General features: G+C 71.3%; 12 protein-coding genes. 9 read left to right on the top strand and 3 right to left on the bottom strand.

Translation table 11 applies throughout. The features are described from left to right. Window positions 1–17 precede the first annotated feature (17 nt). From JE033_RS06065 to JE033_RS06035, 7 genes are read left to right on the top strand one after another with little or no spacing between them, the layout of a single operon-like run. Window positions 18–1,154, top strand: coding sequence for a serine/threonine-protein kinase (locus JE033_RS06065; protein WP_090146660.1), 1,137 nt, complete (start codon window positions 18–20; stop codon window positions 1,152–1,154). After that, window positions 1,151–7,318, top strand: coding sequence for an Ig-like domain-containing protein (locus tag JE033_RS06060; protein WP_200330110.1), 6,168 nt, complete (start codon window positions 1,151–1,153; stop codon window positions 7,316–7,318). Before JE033_RS06065 ends, JE033_RS06060 begins: the two co-directional genes overlap by 4 nt. 49 nt (window positions 7,319–7,367) lie before the next feature. Beyond that, window positions 7,368–8,360: a MoxR family ATPase gene (locus JE033_RS06055; protein ID WP_090146664.1), complete on the top strand. Its 993-nt coding sequence runs from the start codon at window positions 7,368–7,370 to the stop codon at window positions 8,358–8,360. Further along, the gene (locus JE033_RS14910) at window positions 8,357–9,724 is read left to right on the top strand and encodes a DUF58 domain-containing protein (RefSeq protein WP_090146666.1); all 1,368 of its coding nucleotides are present in this window, start codon (window positions 8,357–8,359) and stop codon (window positions 9,722–9,724) included. Before JE033_RS06055 ends, JE033_RS14910 begins: the two co-directional genes overlap by 4 nt. After that, window positions 9,721–12,294 (top strand): transglutaminase domain-containing protein, encoded by a 2,574-nt coding sequence (locus tag JE033_RS14905; RefSeq protein ID WP_370567908.1) that lies wholly within the window; start codon window positions 9,721–9,723, stop codon window positions 12,292–12,294. Before JE033_RS14910 ends, JE033_RS14905 begins: the two co-directional genes overlap by 4 nt. Further along, window positions 12,294–13,115 carry a PP2C family serine/threonine-protein phosphatase gene (locus JE033_RS06040; RefSeq protein ID WP_200330108.1) on the top strand — a complete coding sequence of 274 codons (822 nt, stop codon included), beginning with the start codon at window positions 12,294–12,296 and terminating at the stop codon, window positions 13,113–13,115. Before JE033_RS14905 ends, JE033_RS06040 begins: the two co-directional genes overlap by 1 nt. Beyond that, a complete protein-coding gene (locus JE033_RS06035) occupies window positions 13,112–13,753 on the top strand; it encodes a hypothetical protein (protein WP_200330106.1) in 642 nt (213 codons plus the stop codon). Before JE033_RS06040 ends, JE033_RS06035 begins: the two co-directional genes overlap by 4 nt. 39 nt (window positions 13,754–13,792) lie before the next feature. Here JE033_RS06035 and JE033_RS06030 read toward each other — a convergent pair whose 3' ends face one another. Genes JE033_RS06030 through eccD form a run of 3 tightly spaced genes read right to left on the bottom strand, consistent with a single transcriptional unit; the run spans window position 13,793 to window position 17,772 of the window. Further along, window positions 13,793–15,085, bottom strand: a complete 1,293-nt coding sequence (locus JE033_RS06030; RefSeq protein WP_200330104.1) for a S8 family serine peptidase — start codon at window positions 15,083–15,085, stop codon at window positions 13,793–13,795. Then, window positions 15,085–16,431 carry a type VII secretion protein EccB gene (eccB, locus tag JE033_RS06025; RefSeq protein WP_200330102.1) on the bottom strand — a complete coding sequence of 449 codons (1,347 nt, stop codon included), beginning with the start codon at window positions 16,429–16,431 and terminating at the stop codon, window positions 15,085–15,087. The genes JE033_RS06030 and eccB overlap by 1 nt, the downstream gene beginning before the upstream one ends. Before the next feature lie 3 nt (window positions 16,432–16,434). Next, on the bottom strand, window positions 16,435–17,772 hold the full coding sequence (gene eccD, locus JE033_RS06020; protein WP_370567907.1) for a type VII secretion integral membrane protein EccD: 1,338 nt from the start codon (window positions 17,770–17,772) through the stop codon (window positions 16,435–16,437). 119 nt (window positions 17,773–17,891) lie between these two features. On the opposite strand from eccD, the gene JE033_RS06015 reads away from it, so the two are divergent. Continuing rightward, a complete protein-coding gene (locus tag JE033_RS06015) occupies window positions 17,892–19,223 on the top strand; it encodes a hypothetical protein (protein ID WP_200330098.1) in 1,332 nt (443 codons plus the stop codon). Then, entirely contained in the window at window positions 19,220–20,644 is a 1,425-nt protein-coding gene (locus JE033_RS06010) for an RDD family protein (protein ID WP_200330096.1), read from the top strand. The genes JE033_RS06015 and JE033_RS06010 overlap by 4 nt, the downstream gene beginning before the upstream one ends. The last annotated feature ends 132 nt before the right edge of the window (window positions 20,645–20,776 follow it).

Raw genomic sequence — 20,776 nt, 5'->3', positions numbered from 1 at the left:
TGCCGCAGGGGCGGCTCGTGCCTGAGCGCGCCCCAGTCGGCGCGCCCTCGATCCCGGGGTTCAGCTATGTGCGTCCGCTGGGGTCGGGCGGCTTCGCGCAGGTGTTCCTGTACGAACAGGACATGCCGCGCCGCCTCGTGGCGGTGAAGGTGCTGAACGGCGCCGCGAAGGGATCGGCAGCCGTCGAAGAACTGCGGGAGGTCTTCGAGAGCGAGGCCGACGTCATGGCACGCCTGAGCAGCCACCCTTCGGTGGTCTCGATCTACCAGGCGAGCATTTCGCTCGAGGGGCACCCGTATCTCGCCATGGAGTTCTGCCCCGCTTCGATGGGGGCGCTCACCAAAGGGCAGCCGGCGCGACTCCGCGACGTGCTGGACGCGGGTGTGCGCATCGCCGGGGCGCTCGAGACGGCGCATCGAGCCGGTGTGCTGCACCGCGACATCAAGCCCTCGAACGTGCTGCTCACGACGCTCGGCCGCCCGGCGCTCTCCGATTTCGGCATCGCGCAGGTACTGGGCAGGCGCGAACTCGACGGGGAGATGGCGATGTCGATCCCCTGGTCGGCCCCCGAGGTGGTCGGATTGCAGAGCACCGGCAGCGTCGCGACCGAGGTGTGGTCGCTCGGTGCGACTCTCTACTCGTTCGCCGCGGGCCGGTCGCCGTTCGAGCTCGCGGATCGCTCGCAGAACTCCCGTTCGAAGCTCACCGAGCGCATTTCGAAGGCGCTGTACCAGGCGATTCCCGGTGCGCAGGGTTACGAGCGCTTCGACGAACTCATCGCGAAGGCGCTGCGGAAGAACCCGCACGAGCGATACGCCTCGATGGCGGAGTTCGGTGAGGCACTGCAGCAGCTGCAGCGCACGTTCGGCTACGACGTGACGCCACTCGAGATCGTCGCGGAGGCCTGGCTGCCGCGCGCCGAAGCGGTGCCGGCCGGCACTCGCGGCCCCGTCGTGAGCACCGTCGGCCGCGTGACGCGCGCCGAGGCGCGCGCTGAGATGCTCGCGCAGCGTCGAGGCACGGACGACGACGGGCTGATCCTCGATCGACCGGCATCGCCCTGGCGCGCCGGGCTCATCGGAGCCGGAGTGGCCCTCGCCGTCGTCGCCGGCGCCGGGAGTGTCATCTGGGCGATGAGCGGCGGTGCCGGGTGAGTGCGGCGCCGAGCGAGGGGCGCGAGAGATTTCGGCGGCTGCAGTGGTGGATCGCCGGCGTCGTCTCGTGCGCGCTCATCGCCACGGTTGCGGTGATCGCGAACGGGTACGACGCCCGTGAGACCCCTCGCGCAGAGCCCGGCGTGTGGGTGGCTCGCGAGGCCGGGCAGTATGCGCGCGTCAACACCGACACGGGTGAGATCGACGTCGTACGCAAAGTGGCCGACCCGAGCGGCGTGCTTCAGTCGGGGGCGAGTGCCGCCGTGCTGTCGCACGGCAACGGTCGCGCGTGGCCGCTCGACGCAGGAGACCCCGTAGACCTCGGGGACCGCGCCGGAGCAGGCCAGGATGCCGCGACCGATGATGCCGAAGCGGCCGGCGCTGACGATGACGGGGCGACTGCCTCTCCGGTCTCCGACAGCGAAGCCGCCGACCCGGAAGGCGCGGCATCGGAGGGCGCGGCAGCGGCGGTGCGCCTGCCCGACGGCACGCGGGAAGTGGTGAGCGCCGGGCGGTTCGTCGCGGTGCGCACCGAATCGGGCGCCGTCTACGCCGGTGAGCTCATCGCCGACCCGTCGATGACCGCGCTCGGCGGGCCGGGCGGCTCCGCCCCCGACCTCTCCGGTGACGACCGCGCACTCGCCGATCTCGAGTCCCGCCTGACATCGCTCGAACGCGTTGATCCTCTCGTGAACGAGGGAGCAGACGATGCGGGCGGCGATGCGGAGGCGGACACCGAAGCGGAGAGCGTCGACGGCGGCTCGTCGTACCGCGCCGCCGCGATCGCCGTGACCGACTCGGGCCGAATGGCGCTCTTCTCGAGCGACGAGGACGCCGTGCGGGAGTACGAGGTCTCGCGTCGGGAGTTCGTCGGCGGTGCAGCCGAAGTGCCTGCTGCAGCCGGTGACGCCCCTGCGCCCCAACTCGCCCTGGTGAGCGGGGACTGGGTGCTGCTCGACCCTGAGAACGGTGAACTGTGGCGCGAGGGCGCCCCGTCGGTGACCCTCGAGCTCGATGGCTCGGCGAGGTTGCAAGCCAGCGGTGGTGATGGCACCCGGGAGGGTCGCACGGTGCTGATCGCCGACACCAGCGGCCTCACCGCGGTGGACACCGAGGGGGCCGCGGAGCGCGTCGTCGAGACCACTGGTACGCCGGCGCAGCCCGTGTACATCGGGCAGACCGCCTATGCGGCGTGGATCGGGCAGAACTCGGGAGCGCTCTGGACCACCGACGAGGGGGAGAAGCCGCTCGTGCTCGACGATTCGGCGCGGGAATCGGGCGACCTGCTGCCGGTGATCCGCTCGAACGGTGAACGCGGCGTGCTCAACGAGATGCGCACCGGCATGCTGTGGACGCTGCCAGGAGGCGAGCTGATCCCGCTCTCGCAGTGGACCATCTCAGACCCGCCGAAAGAAGATCGCGGCACGGTCGTCGTGGAAGACGTGACCGAGCAGGTGCCCCCGACCGCTGTGGACGACGCATTCGGAGTGCGCGCGGGGGAGCCGGCCCCGCTCCCGGTGCTGCTGAACGACTTCGACGCGAACAAGCGCGATGTGCTCACGATCGTGCCGGAATCGATCGGCGAGCAGGGTCTTCCCGAGTCGTTCGGTGCGCTGCAGCTCATGCCGGACGGGCAGTCGCTCACCGTGCAGCCAGCCGCCGACGCGAGCGGCAGTGCGACCTTCACCTATCGGGTGACCGACGGCGGGCTCGTGTCTGAGCCGGCGACCGTCACCCTCACCGTCGCAGACGAAGACGTCAACACGGCGCCCGCATGGTGCCCGGTGGAAGGCTGCCAGCGCGAATGGCGCGTGCCGTCGCTGGCTCCGGGCGGCACCCTCGTGTACCCCGTTCTGGAGGGGTGGGTCGACCCAGAAGGCGATGTCATGACGCTGGCTGCGGCCGAGGCTGTGCGGTCGGAGGATCCCGTGCGCGCGATCGTCACCGCCGACGGGCGTCTCGGCATTCGGCACACGGATCCGAATGCCGGCGCCTCCGACGTCGCCCTGCGCGTCACCGTGCGCGACGGCCGTGGTGAAGAAGCGCAGCGGGAGCTGACCCTCGCCGTCGACCCGAGTGCGACACCCGAGTTCACGGCGACGGCGACGACCATTCAGGTGGGCCGGACCGCGACCGTGCGTCCGCTCGACCGGGTTGCCGGCGGGTCGGGCTCGTTCGCGCTGCTCGACGCCACCGACCCGAGCGGCACCGTGCAGGTCGCGCCGCAGCCGACCAGCGGCGCGGTCGAGATCAAGGCGGCCGCAGCGGGTACCGCGGCCGTCACCGTGACCGTGCGCGACACCGTTACCGGCGGCGAGGTCACCGGGCAGCTGCGCGTCACCGCCACTCCCGCCGGACCACCACTCGCGCTGCCGGCACTGCGCGCGTTCGTACGACCGCTCACCGACGCGACGGTGGAGATACTCGATGCGATCCCCGGTGCCGCCTCTCGGTCGCTCTCGGTGGCCGGCGCCGACATCGCCGACGGCGACCTGCAGGCCGACATCATCGATCATGCGCAGGTGCGCGTCGCGGGCAGCACCGCGGATGGCAGTGCCGGCCGGATCGGTTCCGTCGATGTCACCGTCGCCGAGGGAGAGGCGCGGGCGGAGGGCAAGCTCACGGTGTTCCAGGTTCCGGATACGGGCGCCACCGGTGCGATCGCGGTGGCAGACTCCGCGACCGTCCGCGCCGGTTCGGTCGTCGACATCCGTGTGCTCGACAACGACGTGGCGGCCCCCGGGGAGCGCCTGCTGCTCGACCCGGAGATCGTCGGGTCTGGAACGAAGGGTGAGCTCGCGTTCGCTTCTGGCAACGTGCTGCGATATCTCGCACCGAAGCAGCCGGGCACCTATCGACTGAGCTACACCGCGTACGGGGCGAGCGATCCGGCTGCAGGAGACGTGGGCTCTGTGATCGTGACAGTGCTGCCCGACGGCTCGAACCGCGATCCCGAGCCCGCCGCGGTGACGGCGCGCGTCAGCCCTGGCTCGACGACGCAGGTGCGCGTGCCGCTCTCCGGGGTCGACCCGGACGGAGACCGAGTGCGTCTCGTCGCGGTCGACACCGATGCCGAGGCCGCCGTGTCGGCGACCGTCAACTCGGCGGGCAACGGATTCGACATCGCGGCGCTCGCGAGTGCGACCGCGGGCTCCGTGCAGCTCTCGTACACCGTCCGTGATGCGCAGGGAGGATCGGGCACCGGCGCGCTCACGGTGATCATCGTGCCGTCCGCGGAATCCAGCGCGATCGTCGCGTCGACCGACTACCTCCGTCTGACACCGAAGAGCGACCCAGCGGTGGTGCGACCGCTCGACAATGACATCGATCCGTCCGGCGGCAAGCTCACGATCGAGTCGGTCGTGCCCAATGTCGCAGGCGGTGCGAACAGCAGCGAAGCGAAGCAGCTGGCCAAACGACTCGACCTCTCGAAGCTCTCGGAGGGGCGCGTATCCGTGCAGCCCGGCGACGATCTGGGCGCCGTCTCCTACCGGTACACGATTCGCTCGGAGACCACGAAGAGCACCGCCGACGGTCTCATCGTCGTGCACACGTCCGAACGCGTGGGAGCGCAAGCGCCGACCATCAGCGACACGGTGCTGAACGTGCGCGATCGCGCGGAGCTCGCGGCCGGCGGCGTTGACGTCATCACCGACAAGGTGCGCTGGGCGACCGGCGACGTGTCCACCCTGCGGATGTCGCTGTGGGCTGGCTCTGGTGAGGGCTACCGGGTCTCGGGTTCGAAGATCTCGGGCGAGTACCGGGCGAGCGGTGACACGGTGGTCTTCAAACTGTCGGGTACCGACGCGACCGGCCAGGACGTCGCATCGTACGGGCTCCTCATCATGCCTCCGCTCGACGAGCTGCGGCTCACGCTCAAGCCCGATCTGCAGCCCATCAAAGTCGATGAGAACGAGCAACGGGAGGCCGCCGTCGGCGACCTCGTCGACATCGGATCCGGCGATCGCGTTGAGCTGCGCCGCGAGCCGTTCGCTGTGGGACGTGCGCAGGCCACCTGCGAGGCGGTATCGAGCGACCGCCTGCGATACTCGGCCGGTCGCGAAGCTCCGTGGAATGACACGTGCCTCATGCAGGCGCGACTCGTCGGACAGAAAGCGTGGACGACGCTGCCCGTACCCGTCGTCGTCGTGCCCGACGAACCGTCGGTGCAGGCAGCGCCGCTGACGCGCACCATCGACCCCGGCGCGAACGCGAAGATCGAACTGGCCGACATGATCACGTGGCAGGGCGGCCGCGAAGGCGACGTGTCGAAGCTGAAGTTCGACGTGTCGGGCGGCAGCTCCTTGTTCACGGTGTCGCAGAGCGGGGCATCGCTCGCGGTCGAGGCCCGTGCCGACGCGGTCCCCGGGACTCAGGAGTCGCTCTCGGTGTCGGTGAGCGGCGCCGGAGAATCGCGCGCCCCGTTGACGCTGCGCGTCGGTCAGGCGCCGCGCGATCTGCCGAAGGGCGCGACCGTCGCGCTGCAGTGCACCGTCGGGAGCGACTGCCGCGCCGAGCTCGTCGGCGTCTCCGGGGAGCACGACCCCTTCGCGGGCAAGAGCGGCGGCGGGCTCAAACTGGCCGCAGTGAGCGGTGCCGGGTGCTCGTACGGCAGTTTCACGCGCGTCGGCGACTCCGGCGTCTCGGTGTCGTGGCCGGGAGGCCCCGAGATCGGCGGCACGTGCCGCGTCGGCTTCACCGTGGTGGACGCCCAGGGGCGCACCGGCGAAGGCGTCATCGAGTTCGACGCGCAGGGGATCCCGAGCCGGCCCAGCATCCAGCAGACCGGGTACACGGCCGATAGCGCCAGCTTCACGGTGACGCTCGGCGGCAGGGCGGCGCACCCCGACGTGTCGGGCGTCACCCTCTCGGGCGGTGGCTCGACGAGCTGCAACGCGGTCGGCGGCTCCTCGTTCCAGTGCGTCGCCTCCGGGCTCGCCAACGGCGAGAAGCACGAGTTCACTGCCGTCGCAGTGAACGGCGTCGGCTCGTCCGCAGCATCCACCTCGGTGACCGCGTGGGCGTACGCAGCCCCTGCCGCCCCGAAGGTCACGGTCGAGTCGATCAAGAACCCGGGGAACCAGGATCAGTCGACCGGTGGAGTGCGACTCTCGGTTTCGGGCTCGAACGACACCAGGCAGTTCGCCGTTTCATACCGGGGCGTCGACGGCGGCACGATCGACGGCTCGCAGGGGAGCCGGGACTACCCCGGGCTCTCGGTCGGGCCGATCTCGTTCACGGTCACCCCGACGACCAAGTTCGACGTTCCCGAGATCGGCGGCGGATCGAACACGGGCGCCGCGGCGCAGGGCGACGGGTTCGTCATCGGTGCTCCGCGCTTGAACAGCGCCACTCTCACGAGCACCGGCGACACGTCCGCCGCCGTCGGCGTCGATGCGGCCGGTGCGCACACCGGAGAAGCCGTCACCACGAAATATGCGATCGCGCGGGCGTCGCAGAGCATCGGCAGCTGCACGGACGGCGGCCAGAACTCCCCGAACTTCACGGGATTGCAGAAGTATCGCTGGTACCACGCGAGAGTGTGCATGCAGAGCGAATACGGAGTGAGCGTCGCGGAGACAGGCCGAACGATCATCGGTCGCGAATTGGACGCCCCCACGGTGCGATTCACCATCGCTCAGGACCCGGTGGTGAGCGGTACGACGGCGACGTACGATTTCGTGAAGAACGGAGATGAGATCGCGCTCGAGATCACGAAAGCTGATGGAGCCGAACTGCGCTTCAGCAACACGGGTGATGCGAGGTTCGTCTTCGAACCCGGGATGACCGTGATGCAGTGCGCCGGTGACCCGAATGACGGCGGCAGCTGCTCGTCGAGCTCCGCAGTTCAGTGGCGGAATGCGCCGAACCCGATCACTGTTCAGCTCAAGCCGGACCCGGGCGTCTGCTACGACGCGTCGAATCCGCCGAACGAATCAGAGCTGCGCGAGATGTTCACCTTCACCGGTGCAGATCCGCAGTACGCCCGGCCGCAGGCGGGCACCGCGGCGGGCACGAATATGCCTGTCGCAATCTCCTGGGGCGGCTGGGGCAATCCGTACCAGCTCAACGCCGCGACCATCAACGTCCCAATATGCGCAGCGCCAACACCGCCGGACCCGGGCGGCGATCCCGACCCGGAGACTCCGCCGCAGACCCCGTAGTTCTCGTCCGCACGCAACACGTTTCGACCCGCCCCGCCGAAGGAGCCGCATGACCTCCCAGCCGCAGACCTCAACCCACGCCATCACGCCCGATCAGGCGCAGTGGGTCGCGCAGCTGTTCGCCACCACGGCCGACGCGATGGAACAGGCGATTCATGGCAAGCGCCGGGTGGTCGAGCTCGTGATCGCCTGTGCGCTCGCGGGCGGCCACGTGCTGCTCGAAGACGTGCCCGGGACGGGAAAGACGGCGCTCGCACGAGCGCTCGGTCAAGTGATCCAGGGCACCACCTCACGGGTGCAGTTCACCCCCGACCTGCTGCCCGGCGACATCACCGGCATCACCGTGTTCGACCAGCGCGTGGGCGCCTTCGAGTTCCATCCCGGCCCGATCTTCGCGAACGTCGTGCTCGCGGATGAGATCAACCGGGCGAGCCCGAAGACGCAGTCGGCGCTGCTCGAGGTGATGGAGGAGGGGCGCGTCACCGTCGACGGCACCAGTCACGACGTTGGCAGTCCCTTCTTGGTGATCGCCACGCAGAACCCGGTCGAGCAGGCCGGCACGTATCGGCTGCCGGAGGCGCAGCTCGACCGCTTCATGGTGAAGACCTCGATCGGCTACCCCGATCAGGCCGCGATGACGCGCATCCTGCAGGGTGATCGCCTGCAGCAGCATCCGCTTGCGCCGGTGGTGAGCACCGGCATGGTCACCCAGGCGCAGGAACTCATCAGTCGCGTGCACGTCAGCCCGCTCGTCGCCGACTACGCGGTGCGTCTGGTCGAGGCGACGCGGCGAGCGAGCGAGGTACGTCTCGGCGCGAGTGTGCGCGGCGCGCTGGCGCTCGTGCGCCTCGCCTCCGCGTGGGCGGCGGCGAGCGGGCGGCACTACGTCACGCCCGATGATGTGCGCGATCTCGCGATGCCGGTGCTGACCCATCGCCTCGTGCTCGAGCCGGAGGCCGAATTCGACGGGGTCACCGCGGCCCAGATTCTCGGTCAGATCATGCTCGATATCGCAGCGCCCCAGGAGAACGGCACCGCGTGAGCCTCGACACCTCGCGCGCCCCGGTTTCGAACACCGGGACGGGAACGCGTGGCGGCACCGCCACGCGGTTCGGCGACACCGTGCAGGGCACCGGCCGCGGTGTCACGCGTCGGCGTCGCGCGGCCCGGCGCTGGTGGCGTCGCAATCGCCGTCGTCTGCGCCGTCAGTGGCGCCGCGTGCGTGAGACGGTGACGCCGACGGGCTATTTCGTGCTCGGGGTCGCGGTGCTCTCGGCGGTGCTCGGCGCGACGCTCGGCTGGGTCGAGGCCTGGTTCGTCGCGATCGGTTTCGGCGTGCTGCTGCTGGTCGGCCTGCCGTTTCTCCTCGGTTCGCGGGCCTACCTGATCCGCATCACCGTCGATCGGCTGAGAGTGGTCGTGGGCGGCGAGGTCGCGCTTCGCGTGGAGGTCGAGAACGCCGGTGCGCGCCCTGCGCTGCCGGCCACGGCTGAACTGCCCGTCGGAGAAGCGCTCCGCGAGATTCCGATCCCATTCATCGGGCCGCACGCCACCGCAGCGGTGCCGGTGGGAATCCCTGCGGTCTCCCGAGGCGTCATCGAAGTCGGTCCGCTGACCCTGGCGCGCCGTGATCCGCTCGGGCTCGTGCGCCGTGAAATCACTTGGCGCGACCGCCATCTCGTCCACGTGCACCCGCGCACGGCTCGACTGCCGCAGGGGTCGGCGGGGCTCGTGCGGGATCTCGACGGCGCGGCCAGTCGTCGACTCACCGATTCCGATCTCTCGTTCCATGCCGTGCGCGAGTACGTGCGCGGCGACGCGATGCGACACGTCCACTGGAAGTCGACGGCGAAGACCGGAACGCTCATGGTGCGCCAGTACGAGGAGTCGCAGACGGCGCGCGCAGCCATTCTCTTCGACGCGTCGCGCGAGGAGTACGCCAGTGATGAGGAGTTCGAACTCGGCGTGAGCATCGCAGCGTCCCTCGGGCTTCAGGCCGTGCGTGAGGGGCGGGAGCGCTTCATCGCATCGCAGTGGGCCCCGGGACGTGTCCGTCCGAGCATCGACGGTCTCGAAGAACTGCCGTCGAGCACCCCGGCGCAGCTGCTCGACGCGTGGGCCGAACTCGAACCCGCCGTCGACGCTCTCCCGATCGAACGGCTCACACGGAGCCTCGCAGAGTCGCGGCGCCCGCTCTCCATCGTCGCGGTCGTCACGGGTTCGGTGCCGGATCCGGCGCGCCTGCGCCGCGCCGCCGCAGCGTTCACCGAGGACGTGCGCGTGCTCGTGGTGCGGGCAGAGGTGCTCGCCGATCCTGCTGCACGATTGATCGACAACTGCACCATGTTCACGGTCGGTGCGATCGGCGATCTCCCGCAGCTGATGGTGCGAGGGGGCCTGTCGTGAGCGACATCCCATCCGAGGCAGGGCCGCGTCGAGCCGCTCGCGGGGCCGCCTCCGCGCGCCTCCGCTCCCCGAAGCCGAAGCGCGAGCCGCGCGCTCGCCGCCCGGCTCGGGGTCGCCGCACGCGCACGAGCCCTGCCCTCGTGGCGGGTGCGGCGGTGCTCAGCGCCGTCGCCGTCATCGCAGGCGCACTCTCGGTCATGCCGATCTATCGCACTCCGTGGGTGTGGCTCGTCGGCGGTGTGGCTTGGGCATCGGCTTTCGGCATCGTCTGGCTCGGTCGCCGCCTGCGATGGGGAGTCGGCACCGTCGCAGCCCTCATCGGCGCCTTCGTCGTCGGAGTGGTACCGCTCGCCGTTCCGAGCGCACTCGGCACCGGCCCGCTGGGGCTCCTCAGCGGACTCGTCGATGGTCTGGCGACCGTGACGCTCGGGTGGAAGCAACTGCTCACCCTCACGCTCCCCGTCGGCACCTATCAGGCCGTGATGGTGCCGTGGTTGCTCGTCGCCATGGGAGCGACGGCGATGAGCGCGGCTCTGGCGCTGCGCGGGGGCCGTCTTGCGCCGCTCGCTGCCATCCCGACGCTCCTCCCCGTCGCCTTCGGGGTCACCTTCGGCTCGTCGCAGGTGAGCGCGCCCATCGAGCTCGGCGCGTTGACCGTCACGGCTCCTCGAGAGCTCGCGCTCTGGGCGGTCGTCTGCGTCGCCGGGGCGATCTGGGTGGCGTGGTCTTCGGGGATGGGTCGCCGGCGCGCCCTCCGTCTCGGTCGTTCCGCGCAGCCGGCCGAGGGTGCGGGCGGGGTTCGCCGCAACGCGGCGGTGCGCGCGATCAGCGGAGTGCTCACCGCGCTGGTCGCTCTCGGGATCGGCGCCGCCGTCGCGCCGCTCGCGAACGCCGACCGAAACGTACCGCGAGACCGCGTCGATCCCCAGCTCGTGGTGCGCGAGCAGACCAGCCCACTCGCAGGGTATCGCGCCGCGAAACGCGACGAAGCCTTCGCTGCGCCCATGTTCTCGGTGCGAACCGAAGGCGCAGCTCCCGCGAGGCTGCGCATGGCGGTACTCGACGGGTACGACGGCGTCGACTTCTTCGTCGACGCCGGCCCCGACGGGCGCTTCACTCGCTTCCCCAGCGGCGAACCGGTCGACGACCCCGTGACGGTCTCGGTCGAGATCGCAGAGGGATACGACGGCATCTGGTTGCCGGTCGCCCCGCCACTGGCGGCCCCGCTCACGTTCGACGGGCCGCGATCCGGCGCTCTGGGAGACGCCTTCTACGTCAACCGCGCGAGTTGGGCTGCGATCGCCGTTCCCGGCGGTCGCGGCGTGCGCGCCGGCGACGGCTACACCGGTGAGATGAGCGCTGCCGCAGATCGCGAGCCGAGCGGCGACCCCGTGCAAGACGCGCCGTTGATCGATCTCGAACGCACCCCGCAACTCGCGCAGTGGCTCGAAGCGCAACAGCTGCCGACGACGATGGACGGACTGCTCGAGGCGATCCAGCGTCTGCGCGACCGCGGCTACTTGAGTCACTCGCTCACCGATGGAGCGGGCGAACGCGAATGGCTCGAGACCGCCGCGACGGAGTACGGCACCAAGTTCGTTCCGAGTGCGGGCGGCCATTCGATCGCGCGCCTCGAATCGCTCTTCCTGCAGCTCAACGAGCAGCAGCGCGCCGCCGGTGAGGGTGCCGACGAACGGGCTCTCGTGGCGGGCATCGGCGACGACGAGCAGTTCGCCGCCGCCGCCGGCCTCATCGCTCGGGCGATGGGCTTCGAATCACGGGTGGTGCTCGGCGTCCGCCTCGGCGATGACGACGACGCCGGCGTGCCAGGCGTGCCCGCCTGCGCGGAGGTGTGCACCGGGGAGCACCTCGCGGCGTGGGTCGAAGTGCGGGGCGACGGCGGAGCATGGGCGCCGGTCGATGCCAGCCCGCAGGTCGAGACGCCGCCGAGCACGCTCGAACGCGGCGAGCAACTGCCGGAGTTCCCGTCCGTTCCGGAGGAGCGCGATGCGAGTCAGGCTGATCCGCCCTCTGGCACGAGCGGTGACGCGAACGAGCCGGCGGACTCGACCGACCGGAACGCGTTCGCGGCGCTCTGGCCCGTGCTGCGCGCGGTCGGCTTGTCGCTGCTCGCGCTCGTGCTGCTCGCCCTGCCACTGCTCTTCCTGCCCGTCGCGAAGCGGCTGCGCCGCAAGCGTCGCCGGGCCGCAGCCTCGCCGGAAGAGCGGGCGCTCGGCGCCTGGGACGCGTTGATCGACGGACTCGCCGACACGGGCCGCTTCGCCGCAGAGCCCGGCAGCCGCCGGGACGTGATGGAGCAGCTGGGCGTGCCATCGGGCTCGTGGCTTGCGTGGACCGTCGACCGGGCGGTGTATTCTCACGAGGGAATCGAGGGAAGCGACGCCGACCAGCTGTGGGCGTTGGCCGATGAAGAACTGGCGGCACGACGAGCGGAACTCGGGATGTGGAAGCGCCTGCGCGCCGAATACTCGCTGCGCTCGCTGCTGCCATCAGCACGTACACGACGCGTCGCGCGCCCGCTGCGACGCGCGAACGCAGGAGGACGATAATGCGAATCGGAAATGCGCCAGAGGTGACCGCTGCCGTGCGCACCGACCCCGGCATGCTGCGGGCCGTGAATGAGGATTCGGCGCTCCTGGAGTTCCCGAGCTACCTCGTCGCGGACGGAATGGGCGGGCACGAGGCCGGAGACCAGGCGAGCCGTGCGGCCGTCGACGCGTTCGCGTCGGTGATCCGCCCCGGCGAGCTGTCGACCGTGCGCGATGTCGGCCTCGCGCTCGAGGCCGCCCGCGAAGCGGTCAGCAGCATCGCCGCTGACCGGGAGCGGGGTGCGGGGTGCACGCTCACCGGGGCGGTACTCGTGCGCCACGAAGGCCGCGCCTGCTGGCTCGTGCTCAATGTCGGCGACTCTCGGGTGTACCTGCACCGCGGCGCCGAGCTGCACCAGGTGACGATCGATCATTCTCTGCGCGACGAGATGATCGCCGGCGGGGCGAGACTCGACGCTCTGCCCGGTCGGAACGTCATCACGCGGGCCCTGGGGTCAGCCGACACCACTGCCGACAGCTGGTTGCTGCCGGTCGAAGACGGATCGCGGCTGCTGATCTGCTCGGACGGGCTCACCACCGAGGTCGACGATCAGCAGCTGCGCGCCGCCCTCACGATGGGCGGGCAGCCCGAGGCCGTGGTCGAGGAGCTCGTGCAACGCGCGAACGAGGCAGGCGGGCGCGACAACATCACGGTGCTCGTCGTCGATGTGCTCTCCGGCGGTTCGGCGTGGCACGTGACCTCCGATCCTGGATCGGAGGTCGACACCGAGAGCGAGGACGATCGCACGCTCACTGCGACCGTGCCGAGGCGCGCGCAGTGAACGAGTCGCGGGAGCCGAGCGACGAGACGGTGGTCACCCCTCGGGTCGAGCCCGTCGAGGCGCCTGACGAGACCATCGTGACGCCTCGTCGCGCCCGGCGGGAGGCGACGGACGAGACAGTTGCCGTGTCGGGCGCGTCGCAGTCCGAGCGTCACGACGAGACCATCGTCACGCCGCGGGCGTCGCAGGCAGCAGCGGCGGCGCCCGCGCCCCCCGCAGCACCCCGCGCCCTATCGCGAAACCCGGCGCCGCCCGTCGACGAACCGGCTCCCCTCGAACTCCCGCCCGAGCTCGCGGCCCGCATGTTCAAATCGCCGCTCGACGCCAGGTACCGTGTGCCGGAGGCGCCGAGCCCGGCACCCGACCATGCGCTGCCCCGCCGAGGGGTCAGCCCCGCGCTGCCGGTGATGACGTCGCAGCGTTCCGGCCGCCGCTCCGCTTCGGGCACCGACACGGACGCGAACTTCGGCCCGGCGCCGGAATCCCGCCCGGCGCCGCCCCCGGCGGATCGCACGGGCGTGCGATCGACGGCCCGCGCGAACCGACGTTTCGGCATCGGAGCGGTCGTGGGGTTCGGGAGCAGCCTGATCGTGGCGGTCGGCGGGCTCTGGTTGGTCGCCGTACTCGCCTTCGGCTGACCCTCCGATCCGGACCGCCGGGGCAACGGCGAGGGTCTCTCAGCGAGACGCGGCGTCGTTGCGCGGGCGGCGGCGCAGGATCGCTCCGAGGCCGAAGAGGGACACGAGCCCGGCGGCGACGACGGCGATCGCAGTGATGAACGCCGCGTTCCCCGGCTCCGCCGGCTCGGGGGCGACGCGCGTACTGCTCGACGAGAAGGCCGCATCACTCGTGTCGGCGAACGGGCTCGTGGGTCCGCGCGTGGTGGAATCCGGGCGCAGGTCGAGTGCGGCAGTGGGGCGGATCACGCCCCACCCCACTTGGTCGTCGCGGGCGTCCGGGTTCGACCGCGCGGCGGTCGCCATGAGTCGATACGCCCATCCCTCGGGGCCTTCATCGGGGTACTCCTCCGCGAGCAGCGCGGCCGCGCCCGCCGCGTACGCGGTCGCGAAGCTCGAAGACGGGGCGTCCGGCGCGTAGCGGCAGTCGCCGCCGCCGGTCGATGTGGTGAGCACGTCCTGCCCGGGAGCGGCCACTTCGATGTGCTGGCCGTGAATCGAATCCGAGGTCGGCAGACCGTTCGCGTCGACCGCGGTGACGGAGAGCGCCCCGGGGTACGCCGCCGGGAAGCGCGGGGAGTCTTCGGTGTTCTCGGTCGTGCTCCGGTTGCCTCCGCTGGCTACGACGAGGGAGCCGCTGGCCGCGGCGTTCGCGGTCGCATCGCGAAGCGCAGGGGTGTCGACGTCGTCGCTCAGCGCGACGACGATGACCTGCGCGTCGAGGTCGGTGGCGCTGCGTATCGCCTGGGCCAGACGCTCGGCGTCGGGCCCGAACCCCGCCCGTTCGCTCTCCTCGTCGGTGCCGCGGAAGATGCGCAGCGACACGATCCTCGCATCCGGCGCGAGGCCGACCGCGCCGGAGGTGTCGGCGGGGCGGGCGGCGATGACGCCGGCGAGCGCAGTGCCGTGGCCCTGAGGGTCGCCGAGACCGTCCGGCCGCTCCCCGTCGCTGATGAGCGACGTGCTTCCCGGCGCGAATGCTTCGGCGAGCTGCGGCCGTGACACGTCGACGCCGGAGTCGATGACGGCGACGGTGACGCCCGCTCCGGTCGGCGCGGTCGCCCCGGTGTCCGCGGTGCCCTGGGGAGACCAGCCCATCGCGGCGAACGCGCTCGGGGGACCGGGCAGACGCGCCATCACACCGACGCCGCACTCCTCAGCAGCGGTTGCCCGGACCGGCGCGACGACGTCGGGGGCGGCCATCAGCAGCCCGGAGGCGATGGCGGATGCCAGCGCGAGAGCGCCGACGCGTCGGAGCCCCCCGCGATCCGGAACCGCGCGGCGTCGGCTCATCACTGCGCCTCCGGTGTCGCCCCTGCGGCTTCCGGTGTGAGCGCGGGTCCGGCGGGCAGGAGGAGGATCCAGGGCGCCGGCACGGTGGTGATGTCGCTCGCCGTGTAGCCGAGTCGTGCCGCGCCCGAGGCGGGGTCGCCCGGGACCGCGTAGGCGGTGCCGCCGCCGTCGACGAGGGTGAGCGTGCCCGCCGCTCCGCCCCGCACGAGAGCGCCGCCGTCCTCCGAGACGGTGACGCGCGTGTTGCCGGTCTCGGTCACCGCTTCGTCATCCGCGCCACCGCGGTCGTCGATCGCCGATCCGCCCTCCGCGAGTGCGGTGCGCTGCTCGTTCGCATCACCCGCGAGCGTTGCGCAGGGTGCCGTGGCTCCGGTCAGCGGGGTGAGCGTCTGCTGCGGCCAGTCGTCGGCGCCAGCCGCATCGGCCGAGGGCAGGGCCCCGATCTCCGCCGGACTGATCTCGACCTCGTCGCCGAGCGCACCCGCGCCGCCGCCGAGCAGGTAGAGGCGGTAGGCGAGGTCGCTCAGCCGAGAGAGCGATCCATCGGCCGTGAGCAGGTAGCGTTCGGAGTCGCCGCCGCCCGTGGGGCGGATCACCGACCCAGCTGGCAGGTCGACGCCCTCGATGGTGCCGCGTCCGTCGAAGGTCAGCGGCTGCAGATCGGAGCCGCGCGTGAAGAGTGCGAGCCATTCGCCGCGCACCTCGACGGGTGCGGCGGCGTCGAGACCGATGGCTCGGAGCACGGCCGTGCGATCCTGCTCGGCGACGAGATAGCTGGTCCCGCCCGCGACGACGTAGGTCTCGCCGTCGCGCTCGACCACGATGCCGCTGCCGTCGGCCGCCGCTCGCATCTGCTCGTCGCCCACGTGCACGGATGTGGCGCCGGGAGTGGCGCAGGCCGCCCATCCGGTGCCGTCGAGATGGCTCGTCTCCGGCAGCGTGTCGGGGGCGCCGAGAATGCCGACCGTACCGCCGATCGGTATCCCCTCGAGTGCGCCCTGCTTCACCGTGACCACACTGAATTCGCCCTCGGGAATCGCCATGCGGGCGCTCACGGTGTTGATGACGGGGTGGAGCTCTCCCGCGACGCTGATGTATCGGGCGCCCGTGTCGCTCGCGACGATCAGGCGATTGTTCTCCCAGCCGCTCGGCAGCTTGGGCTGCATGAGCCCGATGAAGACTCCGGCCAGAATCACCATCGCGGTCAAGGCGATACCGGCGAATACCGCTCGCAGCGGCTTCGCCGGTTCCAGCTCCTTGCCACCGGGAGCACCGCCGATGAAGGCGGACAGGAGCCTGGCCTTGCTGAAGTTCTGCGCCTCGAGCAGGTCCTTTTTCGTCGCCACGGGTTACGCGAGCCCTGCGGTGATCGCACCGAGCGGGAGCAGCAGCGCCAGCAGGACGACCTCGATCGTGTCTCCCAGCGTCGTGATGCGCATCCGCGCGCGTTCGCTCAGCAGTGTGAGGCCGGAGACCAGCCCGGTGGCGATCAGCAGGCCAGCGAGCAGCATGGGGGCCTGCTCTCGGTGCGAGAGGATCGCGGCCACACCGGTCACCGCGAGGATCGCGGTGCCGCCCGCGAGCAGCACGATGACGGAGGCGCGACGCGCCGACTGCCGGGACTGGAACATCAGGACGGCGCCGCAGATGAGGGTGAGCACCGTCCCGATCCAGCTGGAGCTCGCCACGACAGGGGTGGCCACGAGCACGGCGATCGCGAACGCGATGCGCAGGGCGACGAGCAGTCGGTGCCCGGCGTCGACTCGGGCGGCGACGCGTTCGGGGTCGACCGGGGGCGGCGGATCGAACATCTCGTTCTCGGTCATCGGCGAGATGACACGAATGCGGGTGCTGCTGAGCGTGAGCCAGGGGAGCGCCCCGGCGAGGAGCCCGGCACAGGCGACCATGATCGCGTACGGGCCAGACGGGTCGACGCCCGTGATGCCGACGATGCCGGCCGGTACGACGAGCGCGAGACCGAGCGCCACGGGGAGGAGCAGCATTTCAGCGGGTTTCGTCGCGAGCAGGAGCGCAGCTCCGCCGCCCACCATCAGCCCGAGCCCGGCTGCCGCGAGCGCGAACCCCCACAGGGGCTGGTTCTGCGCGATGAGATATCCGGTGAGACCGGCGAACGTCGCCGCAGCGAGGCCGAACCCGAGTCCGGCCTCTTGCTGGCGGATGCGGCACAGCGTGGCGGTCAGGGCGAGCAGCACGAGGGTGCCGACCCCGGCGATGATGGCCGGCAGGTACGACGTGGAGGGTTGCAGGGCGAGGAGGATCGCGCTGAGCGCGACGAGCGTCAGGCTGACGGCGGTGGCCGTGCGAGCGGCATCCTCCGGCCGCCAGGCCGTGTGATGGGCGCTGGTCGCATCGATCACGGCTTCGACGACATCGTCGTACCGGCGGGGGACCGCCACCAGCTGGCCCCGCGTGAGCGTGAGTATCTCGCCTTGGTCGACGCCCTGCGCGATCGCGCCGCGCGTGGGATCGAGCTCCGAGCCGTCGGCGCGTGTGAGACGGTAGCCGCCGTGCAGCAGCGTGGCGTCGAGTACCCCGAGACCGCGTGCGACGCCGGGCAGCACCTCCAGGAGGGGCAGGCGGCCGGGTATCGCGAGGTCGACTCGGCGCTCAGCGTGCACGACCGATAGCCGCACTACGGCGCTCGTGTCGGTCGCTTCTGCGCTCACGTACTGCCTCCCCATCCGAATGATCGGACTTTCCCCAGGTTCCAGCAAGCATCCTAGTGCGGATCGGGCCACTCCGTCCCCTCGATCGCATTCCGCAGTGCGGCGCTACACTTGCTGGCGTGAGTCAGCCTGCGCCGCACCTGCGCCGGATCGCGCTCGATGCGGCGGGAGACCGGCATGATCTGGTGGTGCCTCAGAACGAGGCGCTCGCCGGAGCGCTCGCGGCGATCGGCGTGCACCTCGGGGCGGGGGAGCAGGTACTCGGCCCGGACGGCTCCGTCGTCGACACCGCCACCAGCGTTCGCGACCTCCGCGAGGGCGGGCTCTACGCTGTGGCCGGCGCGGCCGGTTCCGCCGCCGCGCGTTCAGGCGCTTCCGACCGCACTGCGAACGTCAGCTCGCTGCCGTGGGCTCTGACCGGGTTCGGCCTTGCCGGAGCCGCGCTGGTGACCGCGGCCCCTGAATCGCGATGGCCGACGGTGATCGTGCTCGCGCTCGCCGCCGTCGCGGCTCTGGCGTCGAGTTCGTTCGAGCGCCGAGGGCGCGGCGCGGCGTTCGCCGCTGCACTCGTGCTCGCCGGGATCTCCGCCGCGATCGCCGTGTGGCCGAGCGTCGCGGGCACGCCTGGTCTTGCCATCGCGGTCGGCGCGGCGAGCGTCTCAGTGCTCGCCGCCATGCTCGGATTCGTGGCGAGTGCGCCACTGCTCCGCGCCGCGGCGACGCCGATCGTGGTGATCTCCGCACTCTTCGCAGCGCTCGCGATGGTCAGCCCTGCGCTCGGCTGGTCGCCCGCGCAGCTGCTCATCGTCGCCGGTGCCGCTGCCGCGGTCGGAGTTCGCGCCGCGCCGAGTCTGCTGGTGGGCGTCGATCCGGGCTACCACATCGACTACGGGCGCTTCATGGTGCTGCGGTGGACCGTGCGCGGCCGGGTACCCGAGTACATCGAGCGCGTCGACGAGAGCCGCGTGCGCGACCTCGTCGACGCCGCCGAGGCGCGTCTCGCCTCGACCGTCGTCGCCCTGTCGGTCATCGCAGCTGCGGGCATTCCTGCAGCTGTCGTGCCGTTCCGGAGCGGTGATCTGGTCCAAGTGATCTCGGCCGCGGTATTCGTCATGTGGATGGTGCTCGGTCTGCTCCTCACCTCCCGCCGAACGGCCGCGAACATTCTGCGTGTACCGCCGCGCGTCGCCGTTGCGGTCGGACTCTCCGGGCTCGCCGTCGGAGTGGCGCCGATCGTCCCGGGCGTCATCGCCACCCTCGCCGCAGGCCTCGTGCTGGCGGCCGGGGTGATCGCGGCCGCCGTCATCCTGCCGCTCGCGCGAGGCGAGCGGTCGCTCGGCTGGTCGCGCACGGGAGATATCGTGGACAGCATCGCGGTCGCCCTGGTGCTCCCCTCCGGGATACTGGCTGCCGGAACGTTGAACCTATTGCAGGGAGTGCTGGCCGCATGAACGATGGTGCACGCAGGCGCAGTCGTCGAGGATCCGCGCAGCCGACCCGCCCGTCCGCAGCTGCGCGCCCGCAGCCGACGCAGCCGCCATCGTCGCCCGCTCAGCACTCCGTGCCCCAGCGCGCGCAGCATCCCCGACCGCCGGTTCCGGGCGCGCCCGTCGGCGGCGCTGCGCAAGGTGCTCCCGCCAGGGGAGTGCCCGTCCAGGGCGCCCCGGCGCAGCGGGCCGCAGCGCAGCGCGCTACTGCCAGACGTGCCGCTGAGCGGCGCGCCGCCGGCCGGCCGGCCTCCGCTCAACGGTCGGAGATCGGCCGGGTGAGCGCGGCGCTCGCCCGTTCGCGGGCCTGGGCCCGCCCTGCCGGCCTGGGTGCCAGACTCGCCGCGTACTCGATCGATGCCGCGGTCTGCTTCATCCTGGCGGTCGCGGCCTGGCTGCTCACGGGTAGCCTCCTCGTCGGCGGCCTCGTGCTCGCCGAAGCCGCGATCATTCTGCTCGTCGTCGAAGCGCGGACCGGTGCGACGGTCGGCAACCTGGCGCTCCGTCAACGAACCGCGCGCGATGACGCGCCCTACTCTCCGGGCATGGCCAGGGGCCTCGTCCGCGGCCTGGTGCAGGGCGGGGGCAGCCTGGCCGCTTTCATCGGCGGCTGGGTCGTGGTCGCGACGAGCGCAGCGGATCCCGAGCGCATGGGACGCAGCCTCGCGGATCGCGCTGGGCGGACGCTGGTGGTCAAGGTCCCCTCAGCTGCGGAGCGCGAACTCTGGTCGAGGAACGCCGAGGCGTGGGCGCTCCAGGCGCCGGTGCGCCCCGTCGACGCGCCGCCCGGCCCCGGCACGATGGCGGGGGCGGATGGGCGGGCTCCAGAAGCGGCGATGCTCGCTCACCAGCAGGCCGTCGCCCCTCAGGCGCAGCTCGCGCACGTCGGGGGAGCGCCGATCGCGCAGCCGACGCCTCCGGTGACGGCGCCCCGTGCTCCGGCAGCGGCGACGGTCGCGAGCGCCGCTGCGCCGCCGCTGCCGCCAGGAGTGGTCGCCGTCGACGCACCGGTCGCCGCAGCGCCCGCTCCGCGCGAGGTGGGGACGCTGCTGCTGCTGAACTTCGACACGGGTCAGCGCGCGCAGTTGCGCATTCCGACTGTCGTGAATCTCGGGCGGCGGCCCGAGGCGAGCGATCCCGAAGACCAGCTCGTCGTCGTGGAGGATCCTGACGGGTCGGTCTCGAAAACCCATCTCCGTCTCGAATATCGTGGAGACAGCGTCTGGGTGTCGGATCTCGGGTCGACCAACGGATCGGAGATGGTCGATGACACGGGGGCGACGAGCGCCCTCGTGCGCGGGGCCCGGGTGCGACTCGAAGACGGTGCGAGCGTGCGCATGGGTCAGCGCAGTTTCACGGTCGCGACGATCACGGGTGAACTGTAGGTGACGGTTCGCCGACGGCGGCGGCGCGAAGCGGCTCCGTGGCTGGTCGGGCTGCGTTTCGGCGGAGTGCGAGATGCGGCTGCGGGGAATTGTTTCTTGGCGTCTGCGCCGAGTATCGCGTACCGTCTCTAC

Origin of the sequence: Leucobacter sp. L43, assembly GCF_016597785.1 — a bacterium.
GTDB lineage: Bacteria > Actinomycetota > Actinomycetes > Actinomycetales > Microbacteriaceae > Leucobacter > Leucobacter alluvii.
This window is presented reverse-complemented; position numbering and strand designations above follow the sequence as displayed.

Coding starts and splice junctions, on each gene's coding strand:
- JE033_RS06010 (WP_200330096.1), top strand. CDS start 19,220: ATGAACGATGGTGCACGCAGGCGCAGTCGTCGAGGATCCGCGCAGCCG.
- JE033_RS06055 (WP_090146664.1), top strand. CDS start 7,368: ATGACCTCCCAGCCGCAGACCTCAACCCACGCCATCACGCCCGATCAG.
- JE033_RS06030 (WP_200330104.1), bottom strand. CDS start 15,085: ATGAGCCGACGCCGCGCGGTTCCGGATCGCGGGGGGCTCCGACGCGTC.
- JE033_RS06040 (WP_200330108.1), top strand. CDS start 12,294: ATGCGAATCGGAAATGCGCCAGAGGTGACCGCTGCCGTGCGCACCGAC.